The sequence below is a fragment of the Rhizobium mesosinicum genome (assembly GCF_019511345.1).
Classification (GTDB): domain Bacteria; phylum Pseudomonadota; class Alphaproteobacteria; order Rhizobiales; family Rhizobiaceae; genus Rhizobium; species Rhizobium mesosinicum.
Genome location: NZ_JAEUAK010000003.1, coordinates 525,934 through 549,540, shown reverse-complemented (window position 1 = coordinate 549,540; position 23,607 = coordinate 525,934). Strand labels below are relative to the sequence as shown.

Below are 23,607 nucleotides of genomic sequence, written 5' to 3'. Positions count from 1 at the left end.
GCTGCTTCGTACCCTGAGAATTCGGCAAGGCTGGCTAATGGGCCAGCCTTGCGTTCAAAGCTTTGTCAGGACGACTGGACTGCCTTGATGCGGTCGAGCCCGCCGACGGTGGGAGCGAAATCGTCCCAGACGCCTTGCGCACCCTTCTGCCAGTCTTCGAAGGCTTCCGGCTTTAACAGCTTGCCACCGTTCTTCAGCGAGACTTCCACCGACGCTACCTCGTCATCGACGATCAGCTGGTTGAAGTAGGCGGCACCTTCCGCAGAGGCCTGCTGGAAGACCGCCTTCTCCTCGTCATTCAGGCCGCCCCAGAAGGTCGAGGAATAATAGATAACGCCAGAGGCCCAGATATGGCCGGTCTCGGTCATGTAGGGCACGACTTCATAGAGCTTGAAGCCGGCATAAGCCGATTTGGTGAGGTCCATGGCGTCGGCAACACCGGTTGCCAGCGCATTATAAGTCTCGGTGATCGGAATACCGATCGGCACCGTGCCGAAGGCGCTCCAGAGCTTGGTGTGCAGCGGGCTCTGGATGACGCGGATGCGTTTGCCCCTGAGCTGTTCCGGGCGCGTCACCGGCTCCTTACTTAGCAGATGACGGGCGCCGTAATTGATAAAATCGCCGACGACGAAACTCTGCGCCTGCAGCTTGCTTTTAAGTTCGGTGCCGACATCGCCGCCGACGATGCGGCGCACATGATCGGCATCACGAAACAGGAAGGGAAGATCGAGGATCTGCAGTTCCGGCACCCAGCCGGAAAGCGAGGAGACCGTCGAAAGGCTTGCCTGAATGGAGCCGAGGCGAACGCCTTCCGCCACTTCCTTTTCGCCGCCAAGCGCACCGTTCTTGACGATGTTGAACTTGAACTGACCGGGCAGCTTTGCTTCGACCAGCTCTCTGATCTTCACCCAGATTTTGGTTTCCGGCTTGTCGTCGCCAAGCAGCGAGGCGATGGTGATGGTCGTTGTGCGGGCAGCTGCCCTGCGAACGAAGGCCGGGGCGGCAAGGGCTGTTCCGGCAATCGCGGTAGTCTTCAGGAAATTGCGTCGGTTGAGATTGTCCATGAATGAGGTCCTGTCCGTTAGAAGATGATCGCCCAGGCGCAAAGGATTGCGAGGGAGACGAGAAGGGCAAGCAGATAGGGAACGACCGCTTTAAAAAGGGCGGAAGCGGGTATGCGGGTCACGCCACTGACGACGAAGATCAGCATGCCGAGCGGCGGCGTCAGTCCGTGGATCATCAGATTGACGACGATGATGACGCCGAAATGAATGGGATCGATGCCGGCGGCGACAGCCGCAGGCAACAGGATCGGGCCGAAAAGCAGGATCGCAGCGCCGATATCGAGAACGAGGCCAACGACCAGCAGGATGATGTTGGACAACAGGATGACAGCGAGCGCACTGCCGCCGAGCACCGTCGTCAGGTGTGAGATCAGGCCTGAGACATCATCAACCGCAAGCAGGAAGGCAAAGGGGCCGGCTGTGCCAATCAGAAGGCCGATAGCGGCGGCCTCGACCGCCGCCTGGCGAAAGGCGGCATAAAGCGAGAACATGCCAAGCCGCGCACCGATGCCAAGCAGAAAGGTGTAGAAGGCGGCGAGGGCGGCGGCCTCCGTCGTCGTGACGATACCGATGCGAATGCCGACCACGACGATGACGCCGAGGCCGAAGGCAGGGATTGCCTGGACAGCCGACTGCCGGCGCTGTGCGGATGTGGCCCGCGCCAGAGGCGCCTGGTCGCGAACCGTCAGATGGATCGCGACCGCGAGGCAGATGGCCATCAGACCACCCGCAAAGAAACCGCCGACCAGCAGGGAGCCGACGGAAAGATTGGTGGCGGTTGCCAGGATCAGGAAGGCGATCGACGGTGGAATGACGTTGTCGAGTACCGAGGTCGCTGCAATGATCGCTGCGGCCTTGGCGGGCGGATAACCGTGGCGGACGAGCTCCGGCTGGAAGGTGGATGCGCCGAAAGCGGCATTGGCGACCGAGGAACCTGAGGCTCCGGAAAAGAGCACACTGGTGAGCAATGTCGTCTGGGCGAGGCCGGCACGGCGATGGCCCACCATGGCGGCGGCAAAGCGCACGAGCTGGTTGGCAACGCCCGATGCTGTCAGCAGTCCGCCGGCAAGCAGGAAGAAGGGGATCGCAAGCAGCAGGAACCTCGAGATCCCGGCCACTGTCGAAGAGACGATCGCCGGTTCCGGCAGGCTGCTGCCGAAGGCGATCACGATATAGGCGGCCGCCAGGAAGGCGTGTGGCAGGGGTGCTGCAAGCACCAGGCCGATCGCGGCGATTAGGCCGAGAAAGATGCTCGGCGGCCAGTCGAGCTTGACGGAGACGAAGGGGATGCAGGCATAGAGCGCACTTCCGATAGCGACGGAAAAAAGGACCGGCCAAACCTTTTCTTCGACGATACGTTGCAGCAGAAGTACGACGAGGATCAGCACGCCACCGGCGCCGAGAAAGCCGAAGCGGATCCATTCCGGTACGCCCAGCGTCGGGGAAATGCCTCCGAGCATGGTCATGATCTCGCTGCCGCCGAAGCTCAAGATGAGACCCGATAGCACGGTGAAAACATCGGCCGCGACCTGTGTTGCCGAGTGCAGCCGCTCAGGCATCATCTTGACGAAGACATCAAGACGCATGGCGAGCGCACTGTTGAGGCTAAGCGGCGCGCCAAGCGCGATCAGCAGCACGTGCAGCCAGATGCCGAGATCCTCGGCTCCGAGAAAACCGGTCGCGAAGAAATAGCGCATGCAGACAGTGACCAGCACCATGAAGAGCAGCGCGGCAAGCACCGACGCGGCAGCAACGCCAAGTACGGCTTCGATCGCCTTCAGGATGCGGGCTGCAAATCCCTCATCAGTCTCCTGTTCGGCTGGGTGGAATTCGCTTGCTGCCACAGAATTTGCTTTCTTGCAGTGCCCTCAGGCGCTCTCGGCGGTGGAAAGGCCACGATCGAAGGGTGTCGACCAGGTGAAGTTGCGCGTCTTTATGCATTTTCTGCTGACATCGAGACGCGGCAGAACCTTTTCGCCGAAACGATAGGCTTCCTCAAGGAGGGGTATGCCGAAATAATAAAAGGTTTCGACGCTGGCCTTTTGATAGGCCACAGCATCGAAGACGAGAGCAGGGGAATGAACTGTCTTAAGAAGATGCAACCGCTTACTATGAAAAGCGGCGCATTTGCAAAGGGCCGTCGCAAACAGGCGACATTGGCAGATGCCGCCACTCCGAGATCTGTACTTGCTGCCGGACGCAGGCGAAGCGCGGCTGTGAAGTGCCGCACTTCATCAGCCGGGTTCTGCTGCAGCGAACGTCTGGCCAACGATTTCGGGTACGCAGCCGGCTTATCGCGTAAACATCAGCCGCATGCGCGCCAGAATGCCCTTCATGCCCGATATGGAGGCAGCTCTCAGATGGCGGGCGACGACACCCGCATCAACCCGTGCCCCGAAATGGCAGGAGCAGACGAGACCGTGCAGTTGCCGATCGTTAAGGTCGAAGAAACTCAGGGCATCTCCATAAGTATCGCCCTCAAGACCGGCTGCACGCAGAACCGGATCGGCATAGGCTACGGATATGGGTGACCCTGTGATTCTCATCTTTATCCGCTGGTCACGGGGCAGATATTCGGTCTCCCGAAGGGTAACGAGCGAACGCGCAGGATCGCTTTCCAGAAGCTCCGCCCACCGGTTCAACCGCTCGGCGCGAGACAGTTGTGGCGTGGTGCGGCTAACCTTGGCTATAGCCTTGAGCTGATCGACTGCGTATTGTTCCATGACGGCCTCCTATTTGGAAAAATAGACTGCACGCCCCCGTCGATAACGTTGATCCCAACTGCGCGGCCTGTCCAATCACGTTTGAAGAATCGGGTCTCTTCAATGGCAGAATTCCACCAATCAGGCGAATTCGCTTTGTCTCGCAAAAGCCCGCGGATGGGCGACGTGCTTCCGGACGACACTGTCCTTGCTGTCGAGTTCTTCCAGGAGGACGTCATAGCTCCAGAGATCGGCAAGGTGCTGCAGGACGAGCTTTAGGTCTTCCTCTTCCAGGAATTCGTCATTGCTGGCCCGGTGTTGTAAAAGCAGCCTGCGGTCGCCGGCCAGATCGACGTCGACGATCTCAATCGCCGGATCGGTGTGCCCTATGTCGTAACTGCGCGAGAGTTGCCGGCGAATGCGCCGATAGCCGCGCTCGTCGTGGATCGCTGAAACCAGAATGCCTTCCTTGATGTCGGGATCATCGTGGAGCTGGAACATGCGCCACCGGCGCATGAGGCTTGGGCTAAGGAATTGGCTGACGAAACTCTCATCGCGATAATTGGCCCAAATATCGCGCAGGACCGCCATAGGATCGCCCCGCCCGGCAATATCCGGAAACCACTCGCGGTCTTCGCCTGTGGGCTTCGTCACGATGCGCTCGATATCCTGCATCATTGCAAAGCCAAGCGCATAGGGATTGAAACCGGAGAAACGCCGATCATCATACATCGGCTGGAAAATGACATTCGTATGCGATTTCAAAAACTCGAAAAAGTTGCCGTCGCTGATCTGGCCGCGCTCATGCAGGCGTTGCATAACGTTGTAATGGACGTAGGTGGCAGTCCCCTCGTTCATCACCTTGGTCTGGCGCTGAGGATGGAAATATTGAGCGACGTGGCGGACGATGCGCAATATCTCGCGCTGCCAGGGATGCAGCCGGGGCGCCGATTTTTCGAGGAAGTATAGAATATTGTCCTGAGGCAAGCCGAGAGCGGCACGTCTACGCTCGAGATCGCGATCCGACTTGTTGCGTTTGAGGCTGGTTGGCACGGTGCGCCACAGATCGTTGAAGATTTTCTCCTCGTGGGCGCGGCGCTCCTGCAGCCGCTTTTCTTCCTGCCGGAGATCAACCTGGGTTTTGCCGGCGTAGCGGTGCACGCCGTGTGACATCAATGCGTGTGCAGCATCCAACGTACGCTCCACAGCCGCTTCCCCATATCGTTCCTCGCAGCGGGAGATGTAGCTTTTGGCGAAATCGAGATAATCGAGAATACCTTCGGCATCGGTCCAGAGCTTGAACAGATAGTTGTTCTTGAAGAAGTGGTTATGGCCGAAGGCTGCGTGCGCAATGACCAGCGTCTGCATGGTCGCCGTGTTTTCCTCCATGAGATAGGAGATGCAGGGCGAACTGTTGATGACGATCTCGTAGGCGAGGTCGCGCATCCCGCGGCGGTAGAAGGCCTCGTGATGGGCAAAATGTTTGCCGAAGGACCAGTGGCGATAGAAGAGCGGCATACCTGTCGAGGAATAGGCATCGAGCATCTGCTCGGACGTGATGACCTCGATCTGGTTCGGATAGACATCGAGCCCCAGTTCTCCAAGCGCAATCTCTTCGCAGGCGTCATGAATGCGCTGCAAAATCGGAAAATCCCAGTCAGCCCCTTCGAACAGAAGCTCTTCCTTTTGCCGCGTGCTGGTCTTCATGGCGTAGCCCCTGCCGTGGCAGCCTTCTTCTGAAACAGGTCATGAAAAACAGGGAATATCTCGTTCTTGCGGCAGACCTTGCGCATGGCAAGAGGCCGTGTTGCAGAGCGGATTTCCTGGTAAAGCGTCCAGAGCGGCGACCTTGACATCGAAGAATCTCCGTCTTCCTCACCGACCTCAATATAGGCGAAGTACTGGCAGACCGGCAAGATTTCCTGCTGCAGCAGCTGGCCGGTCAAAGCTCCATCTGAGTAGGAATTGTCGCCATCGGAGGCCTGCGCCGCATAGATATTCCACTCCGTCGGATCAAAACGCGCAGCAACGATCGAGCGCATGACGGCCAACGCACTGGAGACCAGCGTGCCGCCCGTCGCCGGGCTATAGAAGAAAGTCTCCTCATCGACCTCCTCCGCCTTTTCCGTATGGCGAATAAAGACGATCTCCACCTTTTCGTAACGCTGCGACAGGAAGAGATAGAGGAGCAGGTAGAAGCGCTTTGCGAGATCCTTCATATGCTCGCTCATGGAACCGGAAACATCCATGAGGCAGAACATCACTGCTTTCACGACTGGCTTTGGCGTGTTTTCAAAGCGCCGGTAGCGGACATCGAGCGGGTCGATATAGGGAATGCGCTTGCTCTTGAGCGTCAGTGTCCTCAGCCTGTCTTCGAGAACGAGGCGCTCTTTCGCATTCTCGCATTCTTCGATCTGCTTCTGGAGCGCTTCGATCTCCTCTGCCGTGGGGCGATGAAGCGCAAGGCGCCGCATCATGGCAAGGCGTGTCGTGCGCCCGACGGCGATGTTTGAGGGGGAGCCGGAAACAGAAAAGCCGGCTCTTTGCGGCGTCACCTCCTCGGTTTCGCTCAGCCGGCGCTTGGCGAGATCAGGCAACTCCAGATCTTCGAGGAAGATGTTGAGGAATTCCTCTCGGGTTAGTATGAAGCGGAAACCGTCTTCGCCATCGCCCTCTCCCGCCTCGGACGAACGACCGCCGCCCGATGCCGGCGGACGCTTGATGAAATCGCCCTCGACGAACTTTTGGTTGCCGGGAAGGATGCGATCTTGAATTCCTCCTCCCCCCCGGTGAAGGCCGGGTTCGGCCATGCCGCCGATCGGAAGAGTGACTTCACCGCCATCAAGCACATCGCGGATGCTGCGGTCTTGCAAAGATCGTTTAACCGCCTGCTCTACGGCGTCCTTGGCACGCCGTAGAAACCTTTGTCGATTTTCTAAACTTTTACCGCGCGGGTTAAGCCGCCGGTCTATGATGTGCATGTTTGCTCCTACCTGGGTACTCGCTCGGACAGCCTACCTAACTCGCCTGCTTGACGCGCATGTACCATTCCACCAGCCGGCGAACCTGCCGTTCCGTGTAGCCCCGCGCCACCATGCGCGAGACGAATTCGCTGTGTTTCTTTTCGGTCTCGCTGTCCTTCTTCGAACCGAAGGAGATGACGGGCAGCAGATCCTCGACCTGTGAGAACATACGCTTTTCGATGACTTCCCGGATTTTTTCATAGCTCGTCCAGGAGGGATTCTTGCCGCCATTGGCGGCGCGCGACCTGAGGGAGAACTTTACGATCTCGTTGCGGAAATCCTTGGGGTTTGCGATGCCCGCAGGTTTTTCGATCTTCGTCAGTTCCTGATTCAGAAGTTCACGGTCGAGCAGCTGACCAGTATCCGGGTCCTTGAAATCGACGTCCTCGATCCATGCATCCGCGTAATCTACATAGCGGTCGAACAGGTTCTGACCGTAGTCGGAATAGGATTCCAGATAGGCCTTCTGGATCTCGTTGCCGATGAATTCCGCATAACGCGGCGCCAATTCGGCCTTGATGAACTCCATGTAACGCTTTTCCGTCTCCTCGCCATACTGCTCGCGACGGATAGCTTGTTCCAGGACATACATCAGATGCACAGGATCGGCGCCGATATCCGTCGTGTCGTGGTTGAACGTCGATGCAAGAACTTTGAACGCGAAACGTGTCGATATTCCGTCCATGCCCTCATCGACGCCGGCGGCATCCCGATATTCCTGCACGCTTCTGGCACGCGGATCGGTTTCCTTCAGACTTTCGCCGTCATAGGCGCGCATTTTTGAGAAGAGATTGGAATTCTCATGCTTGCGAAGCCGTGACAGGACGGAGAAACGAGCCAGCATCTCCAGTGTCGCCGGCGCGCACGCCGCATCCGCAAGCTCCGATCCTTCGATCAGCTTTTCGTAGATCTTCTGTTCCTCCATCACTCTCAGGCAATAGGGAACCTTGATGACGCAGATGCGGTCAATGAAGGCCTCGTTGTTCTTGTTGGCCTTGAAGGTCTGCCACTCCGCTTCGTTCGAATGCGCAAGGATGATGCCAGAGAAGGGAATCGCACCGATGTTCTCGGTGCCCATGTAATTGCCTTCCTGCGTCGCCGTCAGCAACGGATGTAGCATCTTGATCGGCGCCTTGAACATCTCGACGAATTCCAGCACGCCCTGATTGGCCCGGTTGAGGCCGCCGGAATAGCTGTAGGCATCAGGATCGTTCTGCGAGTAGTGCTCGAGCTTGCGAATGTCGACCTTGCCCACCAGCGACGAGACATCCTGATTGTTCTCGTCGCCCGGCTCTGTCTTGGCAATCGCGATCTGCCGCAGCCTCGACGGCTGGATCCTGACGACCCGGAAGCGGGAGATGTCGCCATCGAACTCATCAAGCCGTTTCAGGCACCACGGGCTCATCAGGCCGCTGAGACGACGAGTCGGGATGCCGTATTCCTCAAGCAGCAACGGACCCATGGTCAGGGGATCAAAAAGATTGAGGGGGCTTTCAAAGACCGGGCTCAGGTCGTCACCGGCTTTCAGCACATAGATGGGATTGACCTCCATCAACTGCTTCAGGCGCTCAGCAAGCGAAGACTTGCCGCCGCCGACCGGGCCGAGCAGGTAAAGGATCTGTTTGCGCTCCTCCAAGCCTTGGGCAGCATGTCTGAAGAAAGAAACGATCCGCTCGATCGTCTCCTCCATGCCGAAAAACCCGTCAAAGGCGGGATAGGTTCGGATGGTTCTGTTCATGAAAATCCGACCGAGCCGCGGATCCTTCGCTGTATCGATGATCTCGGGTTCGCCGATTGCCGAAAGCAGCCGCTCGGTGGCATTGGCATAGGCCATCGGATCCTCTTTGCACAAGGACAGATAGTCCGCGATGGACATATCGGTCTCACGGCGAGACTCGTAGTTACGGGTAAACGCATCAAATAGGGAGTTGTTCAGCATAGGCCCTCCTATAAAGGTCTGCCTCAGCGATTTTCGCCTTCGCTAACTAAGATGGTGCGCCAATGTTTCGAAAGATCAAGGTCCTCATCGTCGGAAATAAGACATGGCCGGCATTCCAGCATCGCTACACAGAAAATTGCGCGTAACCTGGCAATTTGATCCTCGAAAATTGACCACCTCTATAGCTTTGCGGCGGCGGCGGGAGTATCATTCGCGCGCGGTATGAAAAGAGAACGCCACGCACCTTCACGCCAATGATGGGAATATGTGCCGGTGCCGTTTCATGGGCCACCTGATTCGCTGGACCGAGTTTTTCTTGCCGTCAGAACGAAAGCTATGCTTTCAGCAGGCGTCAGAAAAGCAAGGCCTGGTCGAAACTAGGCCATGATCACAATCCTTACGCTTAAGGCTCGGATCCCCCGGACTTCCGACCGAGGTGTTTATATCCGGATCCGCTCGCCACAGCCCGCTAGCCAAAGTGTCAGTTCTCAGGCTTTGAAGAGCTGAATGCGGCCCGCTCGATGCCGTGGCGCTGCAGCTTGTCATAAAAGGTCTTGCGCGGAATGCCGAGTGTTTCGATCGTCCGGCGCACGTCGCCGTCGTTCCGGGTCAGCGTTTCGCGGATGATATCGGCCTCATAGCGGTCGACCCTCGCCGGCAGAGGCAGGGAAGCCTCTTTGTCCCCCATCCCGTTTTGCGGCGTTTCCGCCGGTGTCGCTTCAAGGCCGAGTACGAAGCGCTCGGCGAAATGCGAGAGCTCGCGCACGTTGCCCGGCCAGTTATGGCTCTTCAGGTGGCGGAGCAGCTCGGGCGAAGGCGCGGCAACGGGACGTTTGAAACGGCTGGCAGCCCGCTCGGTGAAATGGGCAAAGAGCAGCGGGATGTCGTCGCGCCGGTCGCGCAGTGGCGGAATGCTGATCGTCACGACATTGAGGCGATAATAAAGGTCCTCGCGGAAATCGCCGCGCTCACGCGGATCGCCGAGATCGACCTTGGCGGCAGCGACGACACGCAGATCGACGGGCCGCACCTCGTTGGTGCCGAGCGGCGTAACTTCGCGCATTTCCAAGACGCGCAGCATCTGCACCTGCGCGGAAGCCGGCATGCTTTCGATTTCATCGAGGAATAGCGTTCCGCCGCTTGCGTGTTCGATACGGCCGATGCGTTTCTTCTGAGCACCGGTGAAGGCCCCGGCTTCGTGGCCGAAGAGCTCGCTTTCGATCACAGTTTCCGGCAGGGCGCCGCAATTCAGTGCAACGAAGTTTCCCTTCGAGCGACGGCTCCAGCGATGCAACAGGCTTGCGACTACTTCCTTGCCGCTGCCGGTCTCCCCGGTCACCAGCACATCAACATCGGTGTCGGCGATCTGCCGGAGCGTTGCCCGCAGGCGCTCGATGGCCGGCGTCTGGCCGATCAGCGGCAGATCGCCCTGCGCCTGCTCGGCCGCTTCGCGCAGCGACCGGTTGTCGAGTACGAGCCGGCGCTTTTCGGCGGCACGATGCACGCTCTGCACCAGCCTGTCGGCGGCGAAAGGCTTGGTGATGAAGTCATAGGCTCCGTCCTGGATCGCCTTGACGGCCATCGGGATGTCACCATGTCCTGTGATCAGGATCACGGGCAGGTCTTCGTCGAGCCGGCGGATGCGGTCGAAGAGCTGCAATCCGTCGATATGCGGCATGCGGATATCGGAAACGACGACACCCGAAAACTCCGCGTTCAGATCCTTCAGCGCTTCCGTAGCGGCGGAAAAGGTCGAAACAGAAAAGCCGGCGAGCTCCAGTGTCTGTTTCGTCGCCTTCAGGAGATCCTTGTCGTCATCGATAAGGAAGACTGGGATTGCTTCGCTCATGCCTGTGCCTTCTGCAGATAAACGGTAAAGCGGGTGCCGCTCCCGTTGCTTTCGACCTCGATACGGCCGCCATAGTCGGCAACGATATCCTTGGAGATGACGAGCCCGAGGCCCAAGCCTTTTTCCTTCGAGGTGTTAAACGGCGAAAAGAGCGAGCCGAGGATGTCGTCCGATATGCCGGGGCCGTTATCGACGACGGTTACCGCCACCTCACCGTCCTTCTCATCGCAGAAGACCTCAACTTTTGCGCCTTCCCTGCCGTCCAAGGCCTCCAGTGCATTCTGAAAGAGATTGATCAGCACCTGCTCAAGCCGGATGCGATTGCCGCTCACTTTAAGATCGGCCGAAGGCAACCTAATATCGAGCGCATCCAACTCGCCGGCAAACCGGCTTCGCAGCAGAACGACCGCGCCTTCGATGACGGCGCGCAGTTCTATCGGTTCCGCCGCAGTGCGGCCCTTGCGGGCAAAGGCCTTCAACTCCTCGGTGATGGTGCCGATCCGCTCCGTCAGGCTGGCAATCGCATCGAGATTATCGTCGGCTGATTCCGGCTGCTGACGTTTGAGGAACGTGCGGGCATTGTCGGCATAGGCGCGGATGGTCGCGACCGGCTGGTTGATTTCATGCGCCACTCCGGCGGCGACCTGCCCCAAAATCGCCAGGCGGTTCGCCTGCACCAGCTCCTGCTGCACCACCTGCAGCCGCGCCTCGGTCGAACGGTGGTCCGATATCTCCTCCTGCAGCCGGTCACGGGCGCGGCTGAGGTCCTGCGTGCGCTCCAGCACCCGGCGCTCCAGCTCCTCGCGGGCGGCCCTCTCAGTCGCGATGCGCATGACGACGATCTGGCGACGGCGCAGCAGAAAGGTCATGATCGCCAGCACGGGAATGAGGGCGGCCAATGTCAGCAGCCGCCATTCGCGCACCGAAGAGGCGATCGGCGCTTCGGTCGGCACGAGATATTCGAGTTGCCAGGATGTCGACGGCACCTCGGTGCGCAATCGCAGGAACTCGCCCTCCCCCGCGCCCGGCATGATGGCATGGACAATGGCGGCTCCTGGCTTCAGCGCCTGTCGCTCCTCGATCGGCAGGGGCAGTAATGGCGCTTCGCCGAATTGCAGGCTGTTTCTGATCGCCGCAAGGCTGTCCTGTGGCAGAGGCTTCGTCGTCATAAAACGCCAGGACGGCAGGCTGGTGATGAGGACGACGCCGTGCTCGTCGACGACATAGGCCGGACGGACGGCATCGCGCCAATCGGATTCCAGCTGGTCGAACTCCATCTTGACGACCACGACGCCAAGCGGAGCCGCAGCATCTCCGACCCGCCGGGAAATATAGAGACCTGGCCGCTTGGAGACATTGCCGAGTGCGAAATGCTCCGCCGTTCCTGTTTCCATCGCACGGCGGAAATAGTCACGAAAGGAATAGTCGTTGCCGACAAAGCTCAGAGGCTCCTGCCAATTGCTGGAAGCAATCGCAATGCCGTTCTTGCCGGTTACATAAAGAACGGAGGCGCGGGTGCCGGCGACTAGGCTCTGGAGCTTACGGTCAAGCCCCATCACCGACTCTCCCTGTCCCGAGGCCAAAGCGTCTTGCACCTGCTGGTCATCGGCAAGAAGCAGCGGCAGCGCCCGCGGCCCTTCGAGCACTGCGCGCAGCAGCGCCACCTTGAGATTGGCGTCGGTCTGCCCCTGATCCTCCAGCGCTGCTACTGCCTGCAGGCGGGCATAGATGCCGGCGCCGTAAAGGGCTGTTCCGATGAGGACCGCAGCAAGCGCCGCAAAGATCAGCCAGACCGACCGGGAGCGCCGGCCGAGCTGTTCAGGCGTCAGGAAACGTTCGTTCGCAGCCTTCTGGAGCATGGCGTACTTGTGCATGTTTTCGCACGGACGGCAAATCACTTTGTGCGGAGAATCGCACTATCCCGCCTGTAACAAGCAGGTGCATCCAAGAATATCAATGAATTAGACAAGCGGAAGAAACTGGCACGCGCGTTGCAAACCACGTCCTCATCAGTCGGGAGGCTGTTTGACCATCATGATTTGCCGCCGGCGCATCGGCGTCCGGCACAGCGGAGGACACCAATGGATATTGCAATGAACGCCGCCGCAGAGCGCGGCAAAACGCCCTTTTACCGGCACCTCTATGTGCAGGTTCTCGCCGCCATCGCCGCAGGCATCCTGCTCGGCCATTTCTACCCTTCTCTTGGCGCCTCGCTGCAGCCGCTTGGCGATGCCTTCATCAAGCTCGTGCGCATGGTGATCGCGCCCGTCATCTTCCTGACGGTCACGACCGGCATTGCCGGCATGGCCGACCTCAAGAAGTTCGGCCGCGTGGTCGGCAAGGCGCTTGGCTACTTCCTCGTCTTCTCGACGCTGGCGCTCGTTGTCGGTCTTGTCGTGTCCAACGTGCTGCAGCCCGGCGCCGGCATGCACATCGACCCGGCAACGCTCGATACCAAGGCGGTCAATAATTACGCCGCCCAGGCCCATGACGCAACGATCGTCGGCTTCCTGATGAACATCATTCCGGACACGATCGTCGGCGCCTTCGCCAAGGGCGACATCCTGCAGGTGCTGTTCTTCTCCGTCGTTTTCGGCATTGCGCTCGGCTCCGTCGGCGAACGCGGCAAGCCTGTCCTCGACTTCTTCCAGGTTCTGACCGCCCCGGTCTTCCGTCTTGTCGCGATCCTGATGAAGTTTGCGCCGATCGGTGCCTTTGGCGCAATGGCCTTCACGATCGGCAAATATGGTATTGGCGCGATCGCCAACCTCGCTTTCCTGATCGGCACCTTCTATCTGACGTCGCTGCTCTTCGTGCTGATCATCCTCGGCGCAGTCGCCCGTTACAACGGCTTCTCCATCCTGGCGCTGCTCCGCTATATCAAGGAAGAGTTGCTGCTGGTGCTCGGCACCTCGTCATCGGAAGCTGCCCTGCCCGGCCTGATGAACAAGATGGAACGTGCCGGCTGCAAGCGCTCGGTCGTCGGGCTCGTCATCCCGACCGGCTACTCCTTCAACCTCGACGGCACCAACATCTATATGACGCTCGCAGCGCTCTTCATCGCCCAGGCGACGGATACGCATCTGAGCTTCGGCGACCAGATCCTACTGCTTCTGGTGGCCATGCTGAGTTCCAAGGGTGCCGCAGGCATCACCGGGGCCGGCTTCATCACGCTTGCCGCGACACTCTCGGTCGTTCCCTCGGTTCCGATCGCCGGCATGGCGCTCATCCTCGGCATCGACCGCTTCATGTCTGAGTGCCGGGCACTGACGAACCTCGTCGGCAATGCGGTTGCCACAATCGTCGTCGCCCGCTGGGAAAACGAACTCGACCAGACCCGTTTTACCGCCGCAATGGCCGGCAACCCGCGGGACGACAGCGATCTGCTCGGTCCCGCCGCACAGCCGGCCGAATAAGCGCCGACAAGGCAAATCCGCCGCCGGTCATACGATCGGCGGCGGATTTACGTGATTTCGGGAGCGCCGAAACACGCCGGCCCGTCCGCAATGCTTCAGGCTTAAAGCGCAAGACCGGTGCCGCGGTCGAAGACATGGATCTGCTCGCTGGCGATATTGGCTTCGAAACGGGCGCCGTAGCGGGCCGCATAATTTCCATCCACGACGGCCGTTACAGGCTGGCCGCCAAGATCGAAGACGACATGCGTCTGAGCGCCGGTCGGCTCGACAAGCAGGGTCTGCCCGGCAAGAGCATTTCCGTCCTTGCCGCCCGGCGTCAGATGCTCGGGGCGCAGGCCGATAGTCACCGTCTGGCCAGGACGAACCTTCCTATCCGGGGCGATACGGATTGCAGTGCCGTCCGAAAGGCGCGCTGCCGGCTCACCGTTTTCGCCGTCCACCGTGCCGTCAAGCATATTCATCGCCGGCGATCCGATGAAGGCGGCGACGAAGAGATTGGCCGGTTTCCTGTAGAGTTCGAGCGGCGTACCCTGCTGCTCCACCCTGCCCTGATTGAGCACGACGACGCGGTCGGCAAGCGTCATCGCCTCGATCTGGTCGTGCGTGACATAGATCGAGGTGGTCCTGACCTTCTGGTGCAACGTCTTGATTTCCGAGCGCATCTGCACACGCAACTTGGCATCGAGATTGGACAGCGGCTCGTCGAACAGGAAGACGGCGGGATTTCGCACAATAGCACGGCCCATGGCGACACGCTGGCGTTGACCGCCGGAAAGCTGGGCCGGCTTGCGGTCGAGAAGCTGGGCAAGATCGAGCATTCGGGCGGCCTCGGCAACGCGCGCCTCGATTTGCGGCTTTGCGACACCGGCGAGCTTCAGGTTGAAGCCCATGTTTTCCGCGACGGTCATATGCGGATAGAGCGCGTAGGACTGGAAGACCATGGCGATGTTGCGTTCGCGCGGCGTCATGCCGTTGACGACGTTGCCGTTGATGGCGATCTCGCCGTCGGTGATCTCTTCGAGGCCGGCGATCATCCGCAGCAGCGTCGACTTTCCGCAGCCGGACGGCCCGACGAGGGCGACGAATTCCCCATCCTCGATGTCAAGCGAAATGCCGTGGATGACGTCAACGGCGCCATAGGCCTTGCGAATATCGTTCAGTGAAACGGATGCCATGATTGCACCTCCAATGGTTCGGCTCAGGACTTCACGGCGCCGGCGGTCAATCCGGCGATGATGTGCCTCTGGGCAGCGAAAAAGACGATGATGGTCGGCAGGATGGTGAGCGTGATGAAGGCCAGCACCAATTGCCACTCGGTGCCGTATTCGCCACGATAGACCATGATGCCGAGCGGCCAGGGATATTTGGATTCCGAGTTCAGCATGATCAGCGGCAGGATGTAGCTGTTCCAGCTGCCGACGAAGGAAATGATGCTGACTGTAGCAACGATCGGACGGGAAAGCGGCAGCGAAATATGCCAGAAGAAGCGCAGATAACCGCAGCCATCGACGAAAGCGGCCTGGAACAATTCCTCCGGGAGATTGCGGAAATAGTTCCTGAACAGCAGGATGCTCATGCCGAGACCGAAGGCCACCTGCGGCAGCACAACGCCCCAGTAGGTATTCAACAGGCCTAGATCGCGGATGCGGATGAAGAGCGGCAGGATCGCAGTCGCCGCCGGAAACATCAGTCCCAGCAGGAAATAATTCAGCAGGAAGGACGAGCCGAAGAAGCGGACATGGGCGAAGGCGAAAGCCGCCATGGACGAGACGATCAGCGTCAGGAGCACGGTGAGGGCTGCGATAACAAGCGAATTACCGATCTGCAGCCAGTAGCGTTCGCCGAAGAGAATATCCGTATAGTTCGCCCACTGCCATTCCGTCGGCAGGCCGAAGGGATTGGTGCGCAGGTCGCCCAGTGTCTTGAAACCGCCGAGCGCCGTCGTCAGCAGCGGCACGAGCACGATTGTGGCAATCAGGCTCAGCGACACGTAGAGATAAATGCGTGTGGACGCGCTCACACGGATTGAAGAGCTGATATCAGTCATGACGCATGAATATCCTTTTGTAACCGAAGGCGAGCGTCACGCAGATGATGAAGAGCACGACGCCGACGGCGCTGCCCAAGCCCACCTGCATGCGCATGACGCCATAGGTGTAGAGAAAGGTGACCATCGTCTGCGTGGAATTGGACGGGCCGCCGCCCGTCAGCGGCATGATCATGTCGAAGAGCTGCAGCGAGCCGACTACGGCGAAGAAAATCGAAAGACGCAGGGTCGAGCCGAGCAGCGGCAGGGTGACGTAACGAAATTTCTGCCAACCGGTGGCGCCGTCGATTTCGGCGGCCTCCAGCACGTTCTTGTCGACCGATTGCAGGCCCGCGATGAACAGCATCATGTGAAAGCCGAAATATTTCCAGACTATGACGCCGAGTACGGCATAGATCGCCACATCCTTGTCGGCGAGCACATAGGGATTGGCGAAGCCGAAGAAATTCGAGACGGCGGCAAATAGGCCGTAGTCTCCGTCATAGACGAAGCGCCAGATGAGGCCCGCCGCAACGTCGGCAAGCACATAGGGCAGGAAGAAAATCAGGCGGAAGCCGACGACGCCTGGAATGCGATGGGCAAGCATGGTCGCCAGCCAGATGGCAAGCGGCACCTGGATGCAGATCGAGATGACGATGATCAGGCCGTTATTGATCAGCGCCTGAGTGAAAGCGGCGTTTCGAAACAGGACCTCGAAATTGCGCAGGCCGATGAAGTCGGTCGGCGTGCCGTAGCCGTTCCACTTATAGAGGCTGTACCAGGCGGCCTCACCCATCGGCATGATGACGAACAGCGTAAAGAGCAGCAGCGCCGGCGGCAGAAAGAGTAAAAGCACGGCCAGCCGGTCGTGGGCGACCGAACTTTTCCGGTTTGCGGCTCGTGCTCGTCTTGCCGGACTTGCCGTGGCTGACATCGAGGGGACTGAAATATTGGCCATGATTCCTGCTTTCGTATCTCGTCGGCAGCGGTGCCGGCGCTCCGCTTTTGGGAGCGCCGGGAAAGGTTCTGCAGGCGCAGGTTATTGCTCCAGTTCGAAAGCATCCTGGATCATCTGAGCGCCGTCCTTGGAATTCATCTGGCCGGAGACGATCTCCACCGCCACGTCGTTGACGACACGGCCGACGGCCGCACCGAGATCCTGGTCGAAGAAGTTTTGATGCCAGGTCGATGCAGCAAGCTCTTTTGCAGATTCAGCAAGCAGCGGGTTGACGACGCCGTCATCGGCGCCGACAGCTACGGGCAGAAGCATGCCCAATTTGGCCATCGCCCGCTCATTCTCGGCGTTCGTCAGGAAGGCGAGGAAATCGATCGCTTCCTTGGATGCCTTCTTGGTAACGGCCCAGCCGTTCAACCCGCCGAGTGTATCGGTCGGCTTGCCGGCGCCGCCGTCGACCGCAGGAAAATCGAAACGGCCGATATTGTCGGGTGCAAGACCCTTGCCGTCGCCGGCATTCTTGCGCTGGTTGGCCTCGGTCGCTTCAAAGCCGAGGATCATCGCGGCCTTGCCGTCGCCGAAGACACCGAGCGTCTGCGGCCAGGTTGCGCCGAGATAGCCTGGCTGGAAAGGCTCGAGCTTGCCGAGCTCGGCGAGGTCATCGCCCGCTTTGATGATCGCGGGGTCAAGAAAACCTTCGCCTTCGCCGTTCTTGGCCGCTTCGAAGACCTTCTGGCCGCCCTCGCGCATGACGAGATAGCTCCAGTAGAAATGGATCGGCCATTTCTCGCCGCCGCCTCCGGCAATCGGCACGATGCCGGCTGCCTTGATCTTTTTCACCGCTTCGAGAAAATCAGACCAGCTCTTGATGTCCTCGGCTTTGACTCCGGCCTTGGCAAACAGCGCCTTGTTATAGAAGAAGCTGACCAGGCCGACCTTGTAGGGGATGGCCCAGGTCTTGCCGTCGAAGGTCAGCCCATCGACCGAAGCGGGGGTATAGGCATTGCGCAGTTTGCCACCATCGGCATCGAGGGCTGTCGTCAGATCCTGAAGCGCGCCGGTTTCGGACTGCTGTTTCAAGACGCCGCCGCCCCAGCTGAAGAAGAAATCGGGCACGTCGTCGGACTGCAGCATTGTCGGAAGCTTGGCCTTGAAGGCCTCGTTTTCAAGGAACTGCATCTGGATATCGACGTCGGGATGCTGGGCTTCATATTTCTTGGCGATATCTTCCCAGACCGCGACGTTTTTCGGATCGCTTTCGAGATGCAGCCACTTGACCGCCGTCGTCGCAGAGGCAGCACCGGCTCCTGCCAATAGCATGCCGGTTGCCACGGCCATGGATGCGATGCGCCTGCCGCCGAAAGCGGAGCTCTTCAACATGAAATTCATGATTTTCCTCCCAGGGGACCTATCCTCACAATTTTTCCCCTATGCGGATTAATTCAACGGAGCTTTTGCCTATTGTCAACCCAACTGCTGTATTTTTCATCTAATTCGCTTGACAGCGCACCGTAATTGACTGCTATTTATTTCGTAACCCGTTAAAAATATTGGGTCCTTTTGCCCAATAACCGATTGCCTGGCTCGTTTTCATGAAAACTGCAGATCCCGAATTGATGCGTGCGATCAACCGCTTGAATGTGCTCGACACGATCCGGCGTCACGGTCCGATCTCCCGTATCCAGATCAGTGAGCGTACGGAGCTCTCGACGACGACGGTTTCCGCCATCACCGCCTCGTTGCTCGACGATGGGCTGATCCTGCCGCGTCATGAAGGCGATATCCGCAATGAGGCCGTACGCGGAAGGCCTCGCGTAATGCTGGAGCTCAATCCGGATGCCGCCCGTGTGGTTGGCGCCAAGATCGCGGCCAGCCGTATGGTTTTCGCCGTCACCAATTTCCGTGGGGACGTGCTCTCCAAGCTGACGCTGCCAATCCGCATCGATCGCCAGCCGATCGCCGTTATTGCCGATCTCATCGAGGATGGCGTACGGCGCTGTGTCGTCGATATCGGCCTATCGCTCGACGATATCGACAGCATATGCCTGGCGCTTCCCGGGGTCATCGAGCACCGTACTGGCCATATCCGTTCGAGCCCGATATTCCGCGAAGTCAACATTGATTTTGCTATGGAAATGTCGGGCCGCCTGTCGACGCCGACGATTATCGAAAGCGACGCGCACGCCATCACGCTTGGCCATCACTGGTTCGGAAAGGCCCGTGATCTGGAAGACATGGTTCTGATCGCGCTGGAGCAGACGCTGGGCCTCGGCGTGCTGCATGACAACCAGCTTTTCCGCGGTGCCGGCGGCCTCAGCCACAATCTCGGCGATCTCGTCCTCGGCATGGGACAGCAGGGCGTAGTGCGCCTTTCCAGCCAAGCCGGCGAAAGTGCTATTCTCGGCGAACAGCAGGCCGATGGACGCTTTGCCGAAGCAGTGCGCCTCGGCCGCGGTATGACGCATGTGAAGGCACTGATTCAGGCTGACGACGACCGGCTGATCGCTGCGGCGGTGCGCGCCGGCGAGGCGGTAGGGCTGACCGTCGCGAATATTGTCACGCTGTTTGCGCCGCCGCGCGTCATTCTCGTCGGCTCCTCGCTTGCGCTGGGCGAGCCCTTCCTCAACAGCCTGCGAGAGGCCTACGAACTCGCTATCCCGCCATCCCTGAAGGGCGTCAGTGAACTCGTTTTCGACGACTCGACCGACGACTTCTGGGCACAGGGCGCCGCCGCTGTTGCCCTCTACGAACTCTACGAATCGCCCTGGAGTACGACGGGACCGGCGCTCTGACGCGCAAAACCCCAACATTTATCGGAGGATATGATGGAAAAAGTCGGCATCGGCATTATTGGCTGCGGCAATATTTCGGGCGCCTACCTGAAGGCGATGACATCGGCATTCCCGATCCTCGACATCCGCGGACTGGCCGACCTCAATCGTGATCTTGCAGAGGCGAAGGCGGCCGAATTCAACCTTCAGACCAGGACGGCCGAAGAACTTTTCGCCGATCCCAAGGTCGAGATCATCGTCAACCTCACCATTCCAAAGGCTCACGTCGCCGTCGGCTTGCAGGCGCTGGACGCTGGTAAACACACCTATTCGGAAAAACCGCTCGGGATTAATTTCGAGGAAGGGAAAAAATTGGCGGACGCCGCCAAGGCCAAGGGCCTTCGCATCGGCGCAGCACCCGATACCTTCCTCGGCGGCGGCCATCAGACCGCCCGCGCCTTGATCGACGGGGGCGTCATCGGCATTCCGGTCGGCGGCACCGCCACCTTCATGTGTCCCGGCCACGAGCGCTGGCATCCCAATCCGGCCTTCTATTACGAAGTCGGCGGTGGCCCGATGCTCGATATGGGGCCCTACTACATCACCGACCTCGTCAACCTTTTGGGGCCGGTTGCGAGGGTCGCCGGTTTTGCGGTCACGCCCCGCAATGAGCGCATCATCACCAGCGAGCCGCGCAACGGTGAGCGCATTCCCGTGCATATTCCGACCCACGTGACCGGCGTCATGGCTTTCGCCAACGGCGCTGTCGTGCAGATCGGCATGAGCTTCGATGTCGCCGGCCACAAGCACGTGCCGCTCGAGGTCTACGGTACCGAAGGCACGCTGATCGTGCCCGACCCGAACCATTTCGGCGGGACAGTCGAATATCTGAAAAAGGGCGGCCAGTTCGAGGAACAGCCCGTAACCCTGCCCTATGCCGACGGCAATTATCGTTCACTCGGTGTCGCCGATCTCGCCCACGCCATCCGGTCGAACCGGCCGCACCGCGCAAACGGCGACCTGGCGCTGCACGTACTCGAAGTCATGGAAGCCTTTCAGAAGGCGTCCGACACCGGCAGCACGGTGACACTCACCACGACAACGGAGCGCCCTGCTCCGCTTTCTCAATCTCTCGTCGACGGACTGCTCGGCAAATAACATTCAGGAGGAATACATGCGTGAAGCACTGATCGTCTGGGGCGGCTGGGCAGGCCACGAACCGGAACAATGCGCCGCGATCATCAAGGACATGCTCGAGGAAGACGGCTTCAAAGTCTATGTTGAGCACAGCACGGAGGCCTTCGCCGATCCGTCGATCCATGATCTGAGCCTCATCGTTCCCGTCATCACCATGTCGAAGATCGAGAAGGAGGAGGTGAAGAACCTCGCTGCCGCCATCGAAAGCGGCGTCGGTATTGCCGGCTATCACGGCGGCGCCGGCGACAGCTTCCGCGAATCGACGGAATACCAGTTCATCATCGGCGGCCAATGGGTTGCTCATCCCGGCAATATCATCGACTACACCGTCAACATCACCCGGCCGGACGACCCGCTGATGGAGGGGATCACCGATTTCCCGTATAATTCCGAGCAGTATTACATGCATGTCGATCCCTCGAACGAGGTGCTCGCGACGACGACCTTCACCGGCGAACATGCCTACTGGATCGACGGCGTGACCATGCCGGTCGTCTGGAAGCGGAAATATGGCAAGGGTCGCGTCTTCTACTCCTCCCTCGGCCATGTCGCCAAGGAATTCGACGTGCCGCAGATGAAGACGATTTTCCGCCGCGGCGCCAACTGGGCTGCCCGCTGATCGGGTTTCGAAGCTGCCGGTATCCGCCGGCAGCTCTCACATAAAAGCGTATATTTGGACGGGACACGGGTGCCAAAGCCCGTCGATATGCGTTACTGCTGTGGGAAGAACGAACCGAACAGCAAGACGATGAGCGACAACGTTATCAAGTTTCGCAAGCCGAAGCCCCCGCGCAAAGCACCCAACCCCATGCTTCGCAAGCTGATGATTATCGCGGTCGTGATCATCGTCTTTGCCGCCGCCTGGGCCTATTTCCAGGTCACGGGCGCGCCGGCGCCATAACCAGCGAGGGACAGTCCGATGAGCCTTCGTCCACCGCAATCCTTAAGACAGTCGGTTTCGGCAGAAGGCGGCGTGGATGTGCTCGAATACGAGATGATGTCGGAGCGGGCGAGCTCGCTTGGACGCAACGGGCTGAAAGTCGAGTCGGCGCTCGCTGCATTAAAGGCGTGGAACCCCGATCGCCACAGCGCTGAGCAGCGGGAAACGCTTGTCAACGAAGCATCCGACGCCGTCTGGGGGCTGTTTGTCCAGCGTGAGATCTGCGGCCTGCGCAACAACAAGGATATTATCCAGCGCTATGGCATCCCTGGCGAGGTGCTGGCGCGGGTGGGCATCGTCAGGAAGTAGAAGCAACTAGCCGGTTTGTGCCGACACGATGGTGCCCGTTCAGCAAACGACGCGGTTGCATGCGAAGACTTCAGAAACCGCCTTAATCGGAGAAGAAACGATTTTTCGGCCGCGGCAGGCCAAGATGCTCTCGTAATGTCGTGCCCTCATATTCATTGCGGAATATGCCACGCCGCTGCAATTCAGGCACTAGGCGTGTCGTCACGTCGTCGAGCCCTTGCGGCAGGTAGGGAAAGACGACGTTGAATCCATCGGATCCTTCCTCGTCCAGCCAGCGCTCCATCTCGTCGGCGATGCTCTTGGGCGTACCGACGAACGCGAGGCCCGAGTAGCCGCCATAACGCTGGGCAAGCTGGCGGACGGTCAAGTTTTCCTCCTGCGCCAGCTTGATGACCTGGGCGCGACCGGTCTTGCTGGCATTGGTCTCAGGAATATCTTTGGGCAGCGGCGCATCCGGATCGAAAGCGGAAGCATCGTGGCCGAGCGCGATCGAAAGCGACGCGATGGCGCTGTCGTAGTGGACGAGGCTATCGAGCGACAGCCGTTTAGTCCGTGCCTCCTCAATACTGTCCCCGATGACGACGAAAGCGGCGGGCAACATTTTCAGATGGTCAGGGTTGCGGCCGATAGCCTGCATCCGCCCCTTGATATCCGCATAGAGTGCCTTGCCGCCGTCAAGATCGCGCGGCGAACAGAAGACCACTTCGGCTGTTTCGGCAGCCAGCTGCCGGCCGGGATCAGACTGACCTGCCTGCACGATGACAGGCCAGCCCTGAACCGGACGGGCGATATTCAACGGCCCACGCACGCTCAGTTCCTCGCCCTTGTGGTTGAGGATATGCATTTTTTCGGGATCGAGATAAATTCCGCTCTCGCGGTGACGAATGAATGCGTCGTCGGCAAAGCTGTCCCAGAGGCCAGTGACGACGTCATAGAATTCACGCGCCCGCTTGTAGCGCTCACCGTGCTCCACATGTTCGTCGAGGCCGAAATTAAGGGCAGCATCGGGGTTGGATGTGGTGACGATATTCCAGGCTGCGCGGCCGTTGCTGATATGGTCGAGCGAAGCGAAGCGGCGAGCAACATGGTAAGGCTCATCGAAGGTGGTCGACGCCGTCGCGGCCAGCCCGATCCTCTCGGTAACGGCAGCGAGTGCCGACAGCAGCGTGAAGGGCTCGAAGGACGTGACGGTGTGGCTGCGCTTCAGCGCCTCCACCGGCATGTTCAGCACTGCAAGGTGATCTGCCATGAAGAAGGCGTCAAACTTTGCGGCTTCCAGCTTCTGCGCGAAAGACTTGATATGTGCGAAGTTGAAATTCGCATCCGGATAGGACCCGGGATAGCGCCATGCGCCGGTATGCAGGCTGACGGGACGCATAAAGGCGCCGAGGCGCAACTGCCGTGAACGGGTCATCT

The 23,607-nt window shown here is 59.5% G+C and carries 19 protein-coding genes and 1 pseudogene; 6 read left to right on the top strand and 14 right to left on the bottom strand.

Annotated elements, in window-relative coordinates:
* Positions 1 to 65: 65 nt before the first annotated feature.
* The 9 genes and pseudogenes from JNB85_RS10155 to JNB85_RS10115 form a co-directional block, all read right to left on the bottom strand.
* On the bottom strand, positions 66 to 1,064 hold the full coding sequence (locus JNB85_RS10155; protein WP_220334198.1) for a TRAP transporter substrate-binding protein: 999 nt from the start codon (positions 1,062 to 1,064) through the stop codon (positions 66 to 68).
* Positions 1,065 to 1,081: 17 nt separating this feature from the next.
* Positions 1,082 to 2,908 (bottom strand): TRAP transporter large permease, encoded by a 1,827-nt coding sequence (locus tag JNB85_RS10150; RefSeq protein WP_220334197.1) that lies wholly within the window; start codon positions 2,906 to 2,908, stop codon positions 1,082 to 1,084.
* Between the two features lie 24 nt (positions 2,909 to 2,932).
* Positions 2,933 to 3,148: pseudogene (locus JNB85_RS10145) on the bottom strand (alkanesulfonate monooxygenase); the annotation flags it as partial.
* Positions 3,149 to 3,355: 207 nt separating this feature from the next.
* The gene (locus JNB85_RS10140) at positions 3,356 to 3,787 is read right to left on the bottom strand and encodes a hypothetical protein (protein ID WP_220334195.1); all 432 of its coding nucleotides are present in this window, start codon (positions 3,785 to 3,787) and stop codon (positions 3,356 to 3,358) included.
* 120 nt (positions 3,788 to 3,907) lie between these two features.
* A complete protein-coding gene (locus tag JNB85_RS10135) occupies positions 3,908 to 5,473 on the bottom strand; it encodes a SpoVR family protein (RefSeq protein WP_220334194.1) in 1,566 nt (521 codons plus the stop codon).
* The gene (locus tag JNB85_RS10130; protein ID WP_220334193.1) at positions 5,470 to 6,747 is read right to left on the bottom strand and encodes a YeaH/YhbH family protein; all 1,278 of its coding nucleotides are present in this window, start codon (positions 6,745 to 6,747) and stop codon (positions 5,470 to 5,472) included. Before JNB85_RS10130 ends, JNB85_RS10135 begins: the two co-directional genes overlap by 4 nt.
* Before the next feature lie 37 nt (positions 6,748 to 6,784).
* Positions 6,785 to 8,728: a PrkA family serine protein kinase gene (locus JNB85_RS10125; RefSeq protein WP_183748334.1), complete on the bottom strand. Its 1,944-nt coding sequence runs from the start codon at positions 8,726 to 8,728 to the stop codon at positions 6,785 to 6,787.
* Between the two features lie 481 nt (positions 8,729 to 9,209).
* Positions 9,210 to 10,577, bottom strand: a complete 1,368-nt coding sequence (locus JNB85_RS10120) for a sigma-54-dependent transcriptional regulator (protein ID WP_220334192.1) — start codon at positions 10,575 to 10,577, stop codon at positions 9,210 to 9,212.
* Positions 10,574 to 12,451: a sensor histidine kinase gene (locus JNB85_RS10115; protein WP_220334191.1), complete on the bottom strand. Its 1,878-nt coding sequence runs from the start codon at positions 12,449 to 12,451 to the stop codon at positions 10,574 to 10,576. The genes JNB85_RS10120 and JNB85_RS10115 overlap by 4 nt, the downstream gene beginning before the upstream one ends.
* Positions 12,452 to 12,658: 207 nt before the next feature.
* Between JNB85_RS10115 and JNB85_RS10110 the strand changes: the two genes are divergently transcribed.
* Positions 12,659 to 13,993, top strand: coding sequence for a dicarboxylate/amino acid:cation symporter (locus JNB85_RS10110; protein WP_220334190.1), 1,335 nt, complete (start codon positions 12,659 to 12,661; stop codon positions 13,991 to 13,993).
* A 101-nt stretch (positions 13,994 to 14,094) separates the two neighbouring features.
* On the opposite strand, the gene JNB85_RS10105 is transcribed toward JNB85_RS10110, so the two are convergent.
* The 4 genes from JNB85_RS10105 to JNB85_RS10090 form a co-directional block, all read right to left on the bottom strand.
* Positions 14,095 to 15,168 (bottom strand): ABC transporter ATP-binding protein, encoded by a 1,074-nt coding sequence (locus JNB85_RS10105; RefSeq protein WP_220334189.1) that lies wholly within the window; start codon positions 15,166 to 15,168, stop codon positions 14,095 to 14,097.
* A 23-nt stretch (positions 15,169 to 15,191) separates the two neighbouring features.
* On the bottom strand, positions 15,192 to 16,040 hold the full coding sequence (locus JNB85_RS10100; protein ID WP_220334188.1) for a carbohydrate ABC transporter permease: 849 nt from the start codon (positions 16,038 to 16,040) through the stop codon (positions 15,192 to 15,194).
* Positions 16,033 to 16,977, bottom strand: a complete 945-nt coding sequence (locus JNB85_RS10095; protein ID WP_220334187.1) for a carbohydrate ABC transporter permease — start codon at positions 16,975 to 16,977, stop codon at positions 16,033 to 16,035. Before JNB85_RS10095 ends, JNB85_RS10100 begins: the two co-directional genes overlap by 8 nt.
* Before the next feature lie 81 nt (positions 16,978 to 17,058).
* The gene (locus JNB85_RS10090) at positions 17,059 to 18,363 is read right to left on the bottom strand and encodes an ABC transporter substrate-binding protein (RefSeq protein WP_220334186.1); all 1,305 of its coding nucleotides are present in this window, start codon (positions 18,361 to 18,363) and stop codon (positions 17,059 to 17,061) included.
* A gap of 203 nt (positions 18,364 to 18,566) precedes the next feature.
* On the opposite strand from JNB85_RS10090, the gene JNB85_RS10085 reads away from it, so the two are divergent.
* From JNB85_RS10085 to JNB85_RS10065, 5 genes are all read left to right on the top strand, one after another.
* Positions 18,567 to 19,766, top strand: coding sequence for an ROK family transcriptional regulator (locus JNB85_RS10085; protein ID WP_220334185.1), 1,200 nt, complete (start codon positions 18,567 to 18,569; stop codon positions 19,764 to 19,766).
* Positions 19,767 to 19,799: 33 nt separating this feature from the next.
* The gene (locus JNB85_RS10080) at positions 19,800 to 20,903 is read left to right on the top strand and encodes a Gfo/Idh/MocA family protein (protein ID WP_220334184.1); all 1,104 of its coding nucleotides are present in this window, start codon (positions 19,800 to 19,802) and stop codon (positions 20,901 to 20,903) included.
* Positions 20,904 to 20,919: 16 nt separating this feature from the next.
* Entirely contained in the window at positions 20,920 to 21,561 is a 642-nt protein-coding gene (locus JNB85_RS10075; protein ID WP_220334183.1) for a ThuA domain-containing protein, read from the top strand.
* A 129-nt stretch (positions 21,562 to 21,690) separates the two neighbouring features.
* Positions 21,691 to 21,843 (top strand): hypothetical protein, encoded by a 153-nt coding sequence (locus tag JNB85_RS10070; RefSeq protein ID WP_220334182.1) that lies wholly within the window; start codon positions 21,691 to 21,693, stop codon positions 21,841 to 21,843.
* A gap of 18 nt (positions 21,844 to 21,861) precedes the next feature.
* Positions 21,862 to 22,191: a DUF6665 family protein gene (locus JNB85_RS10065; RefSeq protein WP_220334181.1), complete on the top strand. Its 330-nt coding sequence runs from the start codon at positions 21,862 to 21,864 to the stop codon at positions 22,189 to 22,191.
* A gap of 82 nt (positions 22,192 to 22,273) precedes the next feature.
* Here JNB85_RS10065 and JNB85_RS10060 read toward each other — a convergent pair whose 3' ends face one another.
* Positions 22,274 to 23,605, bottom strand: a complete 1,332-nt coding sequence (locus JNB85_RS10060; protein WP_220334180.1) for an LLM class flavin-dependent oxidoreductase — start codon at positions 23,603 to 23,605, stop codon at positions 22,274 to 22,276.
* Positions 23,606 to 23,607: the final 2 nt, after the last annotated feature.